We start from the raw sequence: 13,324 nt of genomic DNA, 5'->3' as shown, positions 1-13,324 counted from the left end.
GAAAGCTACCCCGTCACCAATTCCACACCATGCCGGTCGCGCTGAACGGCTTGGGCTCCAGCGGGGGCAAAGTGGCGTCGTTGAGTTCGCATTGCCACAGGCCGACATCGATCCAGCGGCCTTCCTTATACCCGACCTCGCGCAGCACCCCGGCGCGGCGGAAGCCGACCGATTCATGCAAGCGGATCGAATGCTCGTTTGGCAAGGAAATCACGCTGATCGCCTGGGTAAATCCCTGCGCGCGCAGCGTATCGATCAACGCATCGTACAAATGCCGCCCATTGCCGCGCCCCTGCGTCCCCGTCTCCAGATAGACCGAGGTCTCGATCGTGTAGCGATAGGCCGGGCGGTCGCGGAAGGCCGAGGCATAAGCGTAGCCGCGTACAGGGCCGCCCTCGCCTTCGGTCACCACCAGCCACGGATACAACCCGCCCGAGGCCGCCATGCGCTGCCGCATCGTCTCGGCATTAGGCGCGGTCAACTCGAACGAGACGGTGCCGCCTTCGACATAAGGCCGATAGATTTCGGCGATCACGCCAGCATCTTCAGGCGTCGCCGGGCGAACCGCGATCGGGCGCGGTGCGGGATCGACGCTCACAAGCCGAACCGCGCAAGCACGAGGGTGAGCAACGTAGCATCGCCAGGCTGCGGCTGCGCACCGCCCAGCCCGTCGCATTCGAGGCACCGCGCCTGGATCGCCGCCCCCGTGCCGATCCGCTTCACATCGCCCAGCGCGCGCGCGAACACCGCGCGCCGCTCGGTCGCCATCCGCGTGAAGGCATCGCCCGCGCTCGCATCGTCATCCTTGTTCGAATCCAGGATTTGCGCGATCAATTGCATGAAAGCGCTCGGCTTTTTCTCCAGATATTCGGCATGAACGTCGGTCGCCTTCAACCCGGCGCGCTTGGCGGCTTCGTCGATCGCGTCCTGCAAGCCACCGAAACGATCGACCAGCCCGATCTGATGCGCCGTGCCGCCATCCCAGACGCGGCCCTGCCCGATCTCGTCGACGCGCGCCGGGGTCAGCTTGCGCGCAGTGGCGACGCGCGTGATGAACTCCTGATAGCCATTCTCGATCCCCGCCTGGAAGATCGTGTCGGTCTCGGCATTGGTGCCGCCGTAAATGTCCGGCTGCCCGGACAGCGGCGTGGTGCGCACGCCATCGGTGGTGAGGCCGATCTTTTTGAGCGTGTTCTCGAAAGTCGGGATGATGCCGAAGATGCCGATCGAGCCGGTGATGGTGGTCGGCTCGGCGAAGATCACGTCGCCCGCCGTCGACACCCAATAGCCGCCCGACGCCGCCAGCGAGCCCATCGAGATGACGACCGGCAGCTTCTGCGCCTTGGCTTCCAGGATCGCGCGCCGCATGTCTTCGGACGCAAGCGCCGAACCGCCCGGTGAATCGACCCGCACGACCAGCGCCTTCAGATCCTTCTTGGCCAGGGCATCGAGCAACGCCTTGGACACCGTATCGGAGCCCACGCTGCCGCTCTTCGATTTGCCATCGATAATGTCACCCGCAATCGTCAACACGCCGATCTTGGCACCGTTCGTCGGCAGCGGGTTGGCTGCGACATAGGCGTCATATTTGATGGTCTTGAAGGTGCCCGGTGCCTTGCCCGAATCCGCGCCCGCCAGCTCGGCAACGCGCTTTCCGAAATCGAGATGGCTGCCGAGCTTGTCGACGATGCCCGCTTCGAGATTGGCCTGCGCGATGTTGCCCTTGGCGGCGGTGATGACCGCGCCCGGCGTCGTCAGAAACGGCGTGACCTTGGCCTTGGGGCGCGCCTTGGCCACGGCCGCCTGCCAATTGGCGAACAGCACCTGATAGAGCTTCTCCACTTCTTCCTTGGCCTCGGGCGAGGCGTCGGTACGGGTATAAGGCTCGACGAACGACTTGTATTTACCGACGCGGTAGACGTGCGCGTTGATGCCGAGCTTGTCGATCAGGCCCTTATAATAAAGCTGGCTGCCGCCCGGCCCCATGAACAGCGTGCCGCCCATCGGGCTCATCCACACTTCGCTGGCATTGGCGGCGAGGCGGTAGCCGCTGTCGGTATAGGCAGTCGCATAAGCCAGCACCGGCTTGCCGCCGTCGCGCACGCGCCGGATCGCATCGGCGACTTCGTTCAGCGCTGCGGGATAGCCCCCGCCGAACGCGTCGAGATCGAGCACGACCGCCTTGACGCGGCTGTCCTTGCCCGCCGCATCGAGGCTGCGCACGACATCGCGCAGGCGGAATTGATGCGGCGTGCCGCCACCACCGAGGCTGGCAAACGGATCGACCTCGGCGGGCTGCTCGACGATTGCGCCGTCGAGTTTGAGCAATAAGGCCCCGTTTCCGATTGCCGCCTTGCCCGGCCGCGCGGCCAGCGCGCCGAAGAGCAAGCCAAAGAACAGCAGCATCGCGATCAGCACAAGACCGTCCTTGATGCCGACGAGAATCTTCCACGCGCCCCGTACGAGTTTCACTTGGCCGCTCCTTGATTGGCGGAAATACCGCCCTTGGCTAGGGCAAGGCGTCCGTCGAGTAAATGCGTGTTGCACGACCAACACGCATTATTTTTGTGGCGGGAGCGCGGTCGCGACCGGTTGACGATGCTCGGTCGCGACATCATATGCGCCGTGCTGGCACTCACTCCGTGCGAGTGCTAACAGACGTTCAATATAAAGGGACTTCACGCATGACCTTTCGTCCATTGCATGACCGCGTCCTCGTCCGCCGCGTAGAGGCAGAAGAGAAGACCGCAGGCGGGATCATCATTCCGGAAACCGCCAAGGAAAAGCCGCAGGAAGGCGAAGTCGTCTCGGTCGGCACCGGCGCGCGCAACGAAGCCGGTGAAATCCACCCGCTCGAAGTCAAGGCTGGCGACAAGATTCTGTTCGGCAAGTGGTCGGGCACCGAAGTCAAGATCAACGGCGAAGACCTGTTGATCATGAAGGAAAGCGACATCCTCGGGATCGTCGGCTGAAGCTCTTGAGCTCCTGCGCAGGCAGGGGCCCCGAGCCCAACGCTCTGCCCTCCATAATTCTGGGTTCCTGCTCCCGCAGGAACGCAATCAAGCAAAGGATTAGCCATCATGGCAGCCAAGGACGTAAAATTTTCGCGTGACGCACGCGAGCGCATTCTGCGCGGCGTGGACATCCTCGCCGACGCGGTGAAGGTTACGCTGGGGCCGAAGGGCCGCAACGTCGTGATCGACAAGAGCTATGGCGCGCCGCGCATCACCAAGGACGGCGTCACCGTCGCCAAGGAAATCGAGCTCAAGGACAAGTTCGAGAACATGGGTGCGCAGATGCTGCGCGAAGTGGCCTCGAAGACCAACGACATCGCCGGCGATGGCACGACCACCGCGACCGTTCTGGCGCAGGCGATCGTGCGTGAAGGCATGAAGTCGGTTGCGGCCGGCATGAACCCGATGGACCTGAAGCGCGGTATCGACCTCGCCGTCATCGAAGTCGTCAAGGACCTGCAGGCGCGCTCCAAGCCCGTTGCCGGCACCAAGGAAATCGCCCAGGTCGGCATCATCTCGGCAAACGGCGACACCGTCGTCGGCGAGAAGATCGCCGAAGCGATGGAAAAGGTCGGCAAGGAAGGCGTCATCACCGTCGAGGAAGCCAAGGGTCTCGAATTCGAGCTCGACGTCGTCGAAGGCATGCAGTTCGACCGTGGCTATCTCTCGCCTTACTTCATCACCAACCCGGAAAAGATGAACGTCGAGCTCGCGGATCCCTACATCCTGATCCACGAGAAGAAGCTGTCGAACCTGCAGGCGCTGCTCCCGATCCTGGAAGCGGTTGTTCAGTCGGGCCGTCCGCTCCTCATCATCGCTGAGGACATTGAGGGTGAGGCTCTGGCCACGCTCGTCGTCAACAAGCTGCGCGGCGGCCTGAAGGTTGCAGCCGTCAAGGCACCGGGCTTCGGCGATCGTCGCAAGGCGATGCTCGAAGACATCGCGATCCTGACCAAGGGCGAGATGATCTCGGAAGACCTCGGCATCAAGCTCGAGAGCGTCACGATCGGCATGCTCGGCACCGCCAAGCGCGTCACGATCGACAAGGACAACACCACCATCGTCGATGGTGCTGGCGACCATGACGCGATCAAGGGCCGCACCGATGCGATCCGTCAGCAGATCGAGCACACGACGTCGGATTACGACAAGGAAAAGCTGCAGGAGCGTCTGGCCAAGCTGGCCGGTGGCGTTGCGGTCATCAAGGTCGGCGGTTCGACCGAAGTCGAGGTCAAGGAGCGCAAGGATCGCGTCGATGACGCTCTCCACGCAACCCGCGCAGCTGTCGAAGAGGGCATCGTCCCCGGCGGCGGCACGGCGCTCCTCTATGCCACCAAGGCCCTTGAGGGCATGAAGGGCTTCAACGACGACCAGACCCGCGGCATCGATATCGTCCGCAAGGCGCTCTACGCGCCGGTTCGCCAGATTGCGGCGAATGCGGGCCATGACGGTGCGGTGATCTCGGGCAAGCTGCTCGAGGGCAACGATCCGACCCAGGGCTTCAACGCGCAGACCGACAAGTATGAAAACCTCGTCGAGAGCGGCGTGATCGACCCGACCAAGGTCGTTCGCACGGCACTTCAGGACGCGGCGTCGGTTGCCGGCCTGTTGATCACCACCGAAGCGGCGATCAGCGAACTGCCGGAAGACAAGCCCGCCATGCCGATGGGCGGCGGCGGCGGCATGGGCGGCATGGGCGGTATGGATTTCTGATCCGAAGGGCGGGCCGTGGCCATGCTGGCCACGGTCTCGCCCCGAGGACGGGCGGAGGGTCGGCGGCAATGCCGTCGAACCCGCCCGACGAAAGGCCATGGCTTTGCCGGGGCCGATCCAAACCTCCCAGCCCAGGCTGGACCAAGAGAAAAGGGCCGGGGTTCGCACCCCGGCCCTTTTTTTTTGCGCGGCTCAGTCAGTCCGCAGACAAATCAGGGCAGTTCCGGCCGGTCCGCCACGGCTGCGGCGGTCGGTGCCGCAGGAACCTTGCACCCGCGCGCTAGCCCGATGCCCTTGAGATAGGCACGGCGTGTCGATCCGGCATAGACGGCCGCCTCGACGCGACGCTGCTGCTTGTCCGCCCCGGTGATGACACGCACGATGCCGAGGCCCGGAATCAGCGTATTAACCGCAGTTCGCGCGGCGACCGCAGCGAGCGCGGACCCTTCGCCCTTGGGTTGGCCCGGCACATCCACATCGGTCCCCAAGGCGGCATTGAGCCGCCGCACCTCGCCCGCAATCGCGGCGCAGGAGCGCGTGTTCTGCGAGGAATAGGGGGCCGATGCCGCCAATTGCAGGATCGGCGGGATCTTCTTGTCCGCAATCCGCACGTCGCGCAGCGGCTGGGTAACCGCCTTGCCGACGCTGTCATCCTGCGGTCCGGCTGCCTGCGCCGCGACGGGCGCAAGCATAAGAGCGATCGAGCCCAATCCGCTGAGAGCATGTGTCCGACGCATGTTCGACGTTTTCCTTAGTTGTTGCCTTAGCGGCACGACGCCCATGCGAGCATTTTTGTTCCCGCATGGAAACGACACAACGGGACATACTCAATTTGTTCATATCGCTCCGCTCGTCACGAACTCGTCATGAAAGCGGCGTAGCGCCGCGCAAACGGCAAAGTTGGGGAACCCCAACGTGCCTTTCGATGGGGGAAATCATCATGTTCGGACGTGTCCGGGCGCGCTCTGTTGCGTCCAAGGCAGGCTTGTGTGCCGCATTGCTCGGCTCCACCGCCATGCCCGCCTTTGCCGCGGATGTCGCGGGTCGCGTCGTTGACCCGGCAACCGGCGCGTCGCTGCCGGGCGCTTCGGTCTCGGTCGGCGGCCGCACCGCCGTCTCGGACAATGACGGCATGTTCGTGATCCATGATCTTCCCGCCGGCCCCGTCCAGCTGACCTTCACCTATGTCGGCTATCCCACCACGACCCGCAGCGCGACGTCGAGCGATACCCCGCAGATCGTCGACTTCAAGCTCGATGTTCCGCCAGGCAATGAAAGCGGTGGGGACATCGTCGTGACCGGCCAGCGCGCGGCCGAACGCCGTGCGCTCCAGGCGAAGCGGACGTCCAACTTCATCCAGGATACGCTCAACGCCAACGACGTCGGCAAGCTGCCCGACCAGAATGTCGCCGAAGCGGTGCGCCGCCTACCCGGCATTTCGGTCGCCAACGACCAGGGCGAAGGCCGCTATGTCATCATCCGGGGTGCCAACCCCAACCTCGCCAACGTCACCATCAACGGCCAGACCGCACCCGCCCCAGAACCGGAGGGCCGCCAGGTCAAGCTCGACGATATTCCCTCCTCGTTGATCGGCTCGGTCACGGTGGTGAAATCGCTCACTGCCGATCGCGATGCCAACGCCATTGCCGGTCAGGTCGACATCGACACGCTTACCGCTTTCGATCGCAAGGGGGCCTTCGCCAATGCGCGCATCGCCAATGGCTATAGCAACCTCAACGGTCGCAGCCCTTATGAAGGCGATCTGACCGTCGGCTCGCGTTTCGGCGCGGACAAGACCTTCGGCGTGGTATTGTCGGGCAATTATTCGAAGCGCCCGATCGAATCCGAAAATCTGCAAGGCTCGTCCAACTGGCGCAGCGATTATCCGGGTTCAAGCAAGGCCTTGCCCGACGACTTCCGCCTACGCGACTATAATCTGACGCGCGAGCGCTATGGCCTGGTCGGCAATTTCGACTGGCGGCCAAACTCGGATGTCAGCCTGTACCTGCGCACGCTCTATTCGACCTTCAAGGACCATGAAACCCGCGACCAGTCGCGCATCGAAATTCCCGTCGTTGCACCGCCGACACCGCCTTCGGCGACCGCCACCCCGGCGCAGATCGCAGCCTATAACACCGCTTTGACCAACGCCACGAACGCCAACGCCAACATCGCCAATGGCGGCACCTTCAGCGCGCGCGGCACGCGCTTCCTGCGTCTGCGCAACGAAGATGACTCCACCTTTACCGGCGAGCTTGGCGGCAACTTCCACTTCGGCACCGCCGAATTGCAGGTCGAGGGGACGTACAGCAAGGCGCTGAAGAAAGATCCGTTGCGTTCCGAATTCTCGTTCCGCACCGGCAGCACCGCGCTGACGGGTCTATCGCTCGACCTCAGCGACACGCTGTTCAAGGTCAACACCGCCAATGGCACACCCTATAATCCGGCGCTTTATTCGGGCTACCGCGTCAATTACGATCGCCGACGCGCCGCCGAAAACCTGTATCAGGGCCGCGTCGATCTGACGGTGCCGCTCGGCACGGGCGATGCCTTCACGCTGAAGGTTGGCGGCAAATATCAGCAGACCGACAAGACCAACAATCGCGATTTCCAGCAATATAACCTGTCGGGAAGCACGCTCGCCAGCACTGGTGCCGCCTATGACGATGGCAGCTCGGTCTATAATGGTCGCTACCTGGTCGGTCCGCGCATCAACTACGATCTTGCGCAGACCTATTATACCGTGACCAATCCGGCTGCCCGCACGCTGGACGCCGCCGCCAGCCTCGCCAACTCGCTGATCAACGATTACGATCTGAGCGAGAAAGTCTATGCCGGTTATGTGATGGCCACCGCCAAGCTCGGGGCCTTTACCCTTATTCCGGGCGTCCGCGTCGAACACACCGATGGGCGCTACAGTGGCAAGTCCTTCACTGCCGCCTCGACCGCGACGCAGGGGTTCAATGTCACCAACACCAAGAAATATACCGATGTCTTCCCCGATCTGAACGTCCGCTTCGACGCGACCGACCGACTGGTCCTGCGCGCCGCCGCAACGACCGCGATCGGTCGCCCGAACTATGCCGACCTCGCGCCGTATCAAAACCTCGACCCGGTCGGAAACACGGTGACGCTGGGCAACCCCAATTTGAAGCCATACAAGGCGGTGGCGGGTGATTTTTCGGCCGAATATTATCTGAAGGGCCAGGGCATCCTGTCGGTCGCCGCTTTCTATAAGCATCTCGACGATCCGATTTTCACCGCAGGCCAGATTCAGTCGGGCACCTTTGGTGGTACGGCCCTGACCAACGCGCTGGTCACCCAACCGATCAACGCGCGCAGCGCCAAGCTTTACGGCGTCGAAGCCAATCTGCAGGCGCAATTGCTGTTCCTGCCGGGCGCGCTGTCGGGCTTCGGGGTGTCGGGTAACTTCACCTATACCGACGGCTCGGCCACCGGCGTGCCCAATCGCGCGGGCAACGTGCCGAACTTCCTGCAATCGAAATACACCGGCACCGCGCAGCTGTTCTACGAGAAATACGGCCTCACCGGCCGTTTGGCCTACACCTATCGGTCGGCCTATCTCGACACGCTGGGCGGATCGGCAGCAACCGACCAATACACCGCCGAGAACAATTCGCTCGACGCGCGGATCGCTTACTCGCCCGTCAAGCAATACACGCTGTTCGCCGAAGTCAGCAATCTGCTCGACTCGCCGTGGCGGCGCTATCAGGCGGTGAAGACGCAGCTGATCGAGAACGAGCATTACCGCCAGACCTTCCGCGTCGGCGTTCAGCTGGCCTTCTAAGTCGGCACTTCCCTGAGCAGGCGTGATGCGACAGACTGTCGCCATTACGCCTGCCAGAGGAACCGCTCCATGACCGATCTCACCCGCCGCGACGCCCTCGCCGCGACCGCTCTGGCGGCGCTTGTCACCGCTTTGCCTGCATGGGCGCAGGATCGGTCGGCCCCGGCTGACGCGGCGCAATGGGATCTTTCCGAAATCTATCCCGACGATGCGGCGTGGGACGCGGCGCGTAAGGGCGTACTCGCCAAGATCCCAAGTCTAGCCAGCTATAAGGGGAAGCTAGGCACCGGCGCGGAGGTGCTTGCCGCCGCTTTGGTGGCGCAGTCCGACCTCGCGCGGGAGGCGGCGCGCGTCTATACCTATGCCGGGCTGAAGAGCGATGCTGATCTGCGCATTTCCGCCAATCAGGAAAAGCTTGCCTTGGTCGGCGATCTGTTCACCGCCTTTGGCGAAGCGACTTCGTGGATGGCACCCGAGATCCTGACGCTCGGCAAAGCCAAAATCGACGGCTTCATCGCGGAAAACCGGACTCTCGCGACGCGGTTCGATTTCTTTCTAGCCGACACGCTGCGGCAGGCCCCGCACACGCTGTCCCCCGAGGGCGAAATTCTGCTTGCAGGCGCGGGGGCACCGCTTTCCGGACCGGGCACGATCCGCGAGCAGCTCGTCGGATCGGACATTCCCTGGCCGACGATCACACTGTCGACCGGCAAAAAGGTCCGCCTCGACGACCAGGCCTATACCTTGAACCGCGACGCGCCGGCGCGCGCCGATCGCAAGGCGGTGTTCGACACCTTCTGGGGCGAATATGGGCACTTCAAAAGTTCACTCGGGGCCGCCTATCTCAGCCATGTCAAAGCCGACATCTACCGCGCCAAGGCGCGCAAATACCCAACCGCGCTCGCTGCATCACTGTCGGGCAACAACATTCCCGAAGGCGTGTATCGCACACTGGTGACCGAGGCGAACGCTGGCTTGCCACAACTACATCGCTATTTCGAACTGCGGCGAAAGCTGCTCGGCCTGCCCGACATGGCCTATTACGATATCTACCCGCCGCTGGTGTCGCTCGACCGCAAGGTCACCATCCCCGAAATGCGCACGACCGTGCTGGAGGCGGTCAAGCCGCTCGGGCCCGATTATGTCGCGCTACTCGGCACCGCCACTGCGAAAAAATGGATGGATCCCCTGCCCCGTCCGGGCAAGAAATCGGGCGCGTATATGAACCCCGGTGCCTATGACGTGCACCCCTATCTGCTGCTCAATCTCGGCGAAAACTATGAGGGCATGACCACCTTCGCGCACGAATGGGGCCATGCAATGCACTCGCTGCTGTCGAACAAGACGCAGGTCTATGAGAAATCGGATTACCCGATTTTCCTCGCGGAGATCGCCTCGACCTGCAACGAAATGCTGCTCGCTGCCTATATGGTGGCGAAAGCCAAGACCAAGCAGGAAAAGCTCTTCTACCTCGGCCAGCAATTGGAGAGCATTCGCGGCACCTTCTTCCGCCAGACGATGTTCGCCGAATTCGAACTCGCCGTGCATGACAAGGCCGAAGCCGGCGAAGGCCTATCGGGCGAGCGTTTCACGGCGCTCTATCTCGATCTGCTCAAGCGCTATCATGGGCCGAAGGTGGCCATCGACCCGGCTTATGCCGTCGAATGGGCCTATATCCCGCATTTCTACAACAGTTTCTACGTCTACCAATATGCCACCTGCATTTCGGCGGCCTCCTATTTCGCGCACGCCATCCTGACCGGTGGCGCGAAGGAGCGCGACACCTATCTGACCGTGCTGAAGGCGGGCGGGTCGGCCTATCCGACCGAGATTCTTCAGCGCGCCGGTCTCGATATGGCCAGCCCCGCCCCGTATCGCGCGGTGATCGCGACCTTCAAGGAAACGCTCGATCAGGCCGAGGCCTTGATCGGCTGATCCAGCGGATACAGCGGATACAGCATCGCGACATTGCACCGTTCATAGCGCGCACCGAATTCGTCCATGATCCCCGTATCATGGACGAATCCGAGCTTTTCGTGGAGATGGATGGCAGTGGCGCTTTTACTGTTGCTGAGCAAATAGAGCCGCTCCGCCCCCAGCGCGCGGGCGCGCGCGATAACCGTGAAGCGTCAAACCATCCATCACGTGCCCCCCGGCCCGTTCAGCGCTTCATCGCCTCGATCAGGGCCTTCACTTCCTGACTGCGGCCACGCGGCAGGATCAGGATATCCTTGCCGCTGGCGACGACGATCAAATCCTGCACCCCGACCATCGCGATGCGTGCACCATCGCTGCGCACCAGACAATTCGCCGTGTCGATCGCGATCACTTCACCCCCTTCGCGGCTGGCGTGCACGTTGCCATCCTGGTCGCGATCGCTGATCTCGTGCAGCGCATCCCAACTGCCAAGGTCGCTCCAGCCCATCGACACGGGTACGACAGCGACGCGGTCAGCCTTTTCCATCACGGCATAGTCGATCGAGTCCGACGGTGCGGCCGCGAAGGAAGCAGGGTCCGGATAAAGGCGGCCACCCTCCACGCGTGCGCCATCCATGGCCCGCTGCGACGCCGCGAGAATTTCCGGGGCGTGAATGGCCAGACCCGCGAGATAGGCATCCGCCCGAAACAGAAAGATGCCGCCGTTCCAGGCATGATTGCCCGCCGCCAGCATCGCTTCGGCAACATCGAGCGGTGGCTTTTCGACGAATTTGGCGACGCGGTGGACTCCCCCGGAAATTTCCTCGCCAAGACGAATCCAGCCATAGCCGGTTTCAGGGGCAGTCGGATCGATTCCGAACGTGACGAGCCACCCGTCTTCGACCAGCGGCAACGCCGTGTGGATTGCGACGTGAAAGGCCGCGACATCCGCAATGACATGATCGGATGGCATCACCAGCAGCGGGGCGGCCCCGCTGCCCGCAGCAATCGCCGCAAGCGCGATGGCCGGCGCGGTGTTGCGGCCGACCGGCTCCAAAATCAGGGCCTTTGCCGTCGCACCAACCGCATCAAGCTGTGCTTCGACCATATCGGCGTGACGCTCATTGGCCACGACAATCGGCGCAGTGAAACGCGCGCCCTGCGCACGCCGCGCCGTCAGTTGGAGCATGGTTGCATCGTCGGTCAACGAAAGCATCTGTTTGGGCATGCCCGGCGTAGACATAGGCCATAGTCGCGTTCCCGATCCGCCGGAGAGTATGACGGGCACGATCGGAATGGTCTGCGGCATATTGGGTCCTCCTGGTGGAATCGCCCTAGCGGGGTTTCCAGCAGTTGGTAACTGCCTTGGATCAGGCCCGATCCATTCTGTTCAACCTTTCTTTGTCAATTTCTGCGACAGCAGCGTGCCGATGTCGGATTTGTTTACACCGTCATCGGGAAGGCGGGCGAGGTACGACGTCAATGATCAGGCTGTTCAAGCATTATATTCCCAACGCGGTGCTGTTGCTGGGGTTGTTCGATCTTATCCTGCTCGTCGTTGCGGGTGAGCTCGGCTATTCGCTGCGCATGCGCCAGGCCGCGCTGCCGGTCACGCCGATCCATATGCGGATCCCGCAATTGCTGACCTTTGCAGGATCGTTGGAAATCGCGATGATCGCGGTCGGCGTGTATGGCGCGGGCGCGTTGCAATCGCTGCGCTATGCGACGGCGCGGCTGCTGGTCGCGATTTCGCTCGGCGTGATCTTCCTGAGTGTCATCTACTTCATCGTGCCCGCAGCCACCTTCTGGCGATCGAACCTGCTATACGGTATGGCGGTGGCGGCGCTCTTGTTGATCGCCCTGCGTATCCTGCTGGGGAAAACGCTGGGCGGACAAGTGTTTAAGCGCCGCGTTGTCGTGCTCGGCGCAGGGGCACGGGCGGCTCGGCTAAAGGCCTTGGCGCAGGCACCAGGCGCGGGCTTCGCGGTGGTCGGCTATGTGTCAATGAGCGAGTCGGCGCGGGTCATCCCCGAGGCGATCGCACGCGACGCAATCTATAACCTCGCCGACCATGTCGTCCTGCTCAACGCAAGCGAAGTGGTGCTGGCGCTGGAGGAACGCCGCAACGCGCTGCCCCTCAAGGATCTGCTGCGGATCAAGACCACTGGGGTGCACGTCAACGAAATCTCGACCTTCCTCGAACGCGAAACGGGCCGTGTCGATCTGCAGAGCGTCAACCCGAGTTGGCTGATCTTTTCCGACGGATTTTCGTCAGGGCGGATGCTGTCCAGCATGTTCAAGCGGATCTTCGATATCGTCGCCAGCGTTCTTTTGCTGACCCTGACCCTCCCCCTGATTCTCATCACCGCCATCGCCATCAAGATCGAGAGCAAAGGCCCTGCATTCTATCGTCAGCGGCGCGTCGGCCTGTACAGCGTCGGATTCGATTGCGTGAAATTGCGCTCGATGCGGCAGGATGCCGAGGTCGCGGGCCAAGCGGTGTGGGCCGAGAAAGACGATCCAAGAATCACCCGCATTGGGCGCATCATCCGCAAGCTGCGCATCGATGAGCTTCCGCAGACCTGGTCGGTGCTCAAGGGCGAGATGAGTTTCGTCGGGCCACGCCCTGAACGACCACAATTCGTCGAGGATCTCGAACAGCAAATTCCCTATTATGCCGAGCGCCATATGGTGAAGCCGGGCATTACCGGCTGGGCGCAGATCAACTATCCTTACGGCGCGTCGATCGAAGATTCCCGCCAGAAACTCGAATATGACCTGTATTACGCCAAGAATTATTCGCCCTTTCTCGACTTGCTGATTCTGCTGCAGACGGTGCGCGTCGTCTTGTGGCCCGAAGGCGCGCGCTGAT

9 protein-coding genes are annotated in these 13,324 nt (G+C 62.6%); 5 read left to right on the top strand and 4 right to left on the bottom strand.

Annotation, left to right across the window (positions count from 1 at the left end; all coding sequences use genetic code 11):
• Positions 1-13: 13 nt before the first annotated feature.
• Entirely contained in the window at positions 14-598 is a 585-nt protein-coding gene (locus ACP7BL_RS02755; protein ID WP_341202873.1) for an N-acetyltransferase family protein, read from the bottom strand.
• On the bottom strand, positions 595-2,472 hold the full coding sequence (sppA, locus tag ACP7BL_RS02750) for a signal peptide peptidase SppA (protein ID WP_426257559.1): 1,878 nt from the start codon (positions 2,470-2,472) through the stop codon (positions 595-597). Before sppA ends, ACP7BL_RS02755 begins: the two co-directional genes overlap by 4 nt.
• A gap of 212 nt (positions 2,473-2,684) precedes the next feature.
• Here sppA and groES point away from each other — a divergent pair, with 212 nt between their 5' ends.
• Positions 2,685-2,972, top strand: a complete 288-nt coding sequence (gene groES / locus ACP7BL_RS02745) for a co-chaperone GroES (RefSeq protein ID WP_010404457.1) — start codon at positions 2,685-2,687, stop codon at positions 2,970-2,972.
• A gap of 108 nt (positions 2,973-3,080) precedes the next feature.
• Positions 3,081-4,727: a chaperonin GroEL gene (gene groL / locus ACP7BL_RS02740; protein WP_126848327.1), complete on the top strand. Its 1,647-nt coding sequence runs from the start codon at positions 3,081-3,083 to the stop codon at positions 4,725-4,727.
• 212 nt (positions 4,728-4,939) lie between these two features.
• Here groL and ACP7BL_RS02735 read toward each other — a convergent pair whose 3' ends face one another.
• Positions 4,940-5,464 carry a hypothetical protein gene (locus tag ACP7BL_RS02735; RefSeq protein ID WP_052192110.1) on the bottom strand — a complete coding sequence of 175 codons (525 nt, stop codon included), beginning with the start codon at positions 5,462-5,464 and terminating at the stop codon, positions 4,940-4,942.
• A gap of 203 nt (positions 5,465-5,667) precedes the next feature.
• On the opposite strand from ACP7BL_RS02735, the gene ACP7BL_RS02730 reads away from it, so the two are divergent.
• The gene (locus tag ACP7BL_RS02730) at positions 5,668-8,535 is read left to right on the top strand and encodes a TonB-dependent receptor (protein ID WP_426257558.1); all 2,868 of its coding nucleotides are present in this window, start codon (positions 5,668-5,670) and stop codon (positions 8,533-8,535) included.
• Between the two features lie 69 nt (positions 8,536-8,604).
• Positions 8,605-10,470 (top strand): oligoendopeptidase F, encoded by a 1,866-nt coding sequence (gene pepF, locus ACP7BL_RS02725; RefSeq protein ID WP_426257557.1) that lies wholly within the window; start codon positions 8,605-8,607, stop codon positions 10,468-10,470.
• Between the two features lie 226 nt (positions 10,471-10,696).
• Here pepF and ACP7BL_RS02720 read toward each other — a convergent pair whose 3' ends face one another.
• Positions 10,697-11,761 (bottom strand): mannose-1-phosphate guanylyltransferase/mannose-6-phosphate isomerase, encoded by a 1,065-nt coding sequence (locus tag ACP7BL_RS02720; protein WP_426257556.1) that lies wholly within the window; start codon positions 11,759-11,761, stop codon positions 10,697-10,699.
• 173 nt (positions 11,762-11,934) lie between these two features.
• Between ACP7BL_RS02720 and ACP7BL_RS02715 the strand changes: the two genes are divergently transcribed.
• Positions 11,935-13,323 carry a TIGR03013 family XrtA/PEP-CTERM system glycosyltransferase gene (locus tag ACP7BL_RS02715; RefSeq protein WP_033963692.1) on the top strand — a complete coding sequence of 463 codons (1,389 nt, stop codon included), beginning with the start codon at positions 11,935-11,937 and terminating at the stop codon, positions 13,321-13,323.
• Position 13,324 lies beyond the last annotated feature (1 nt).

The sequence above is a fragment of the Sphingomonas sp. DC1600-2 genome (genome assembly GCF_049897605.1).
In the GTDB taxonomy this organism is placed as follows: domain Bacteria; phylum Pseudomonadota; class Alphaproteobacteria; order Sphingomonadales; family Sphingomonadaceae; genus Sphingomonas.
The sequence above is the reverse complement of the archived record's forward strand: the minus strand, read 5'-3'. Positions and strand labels throughout refer to the sequence as shown.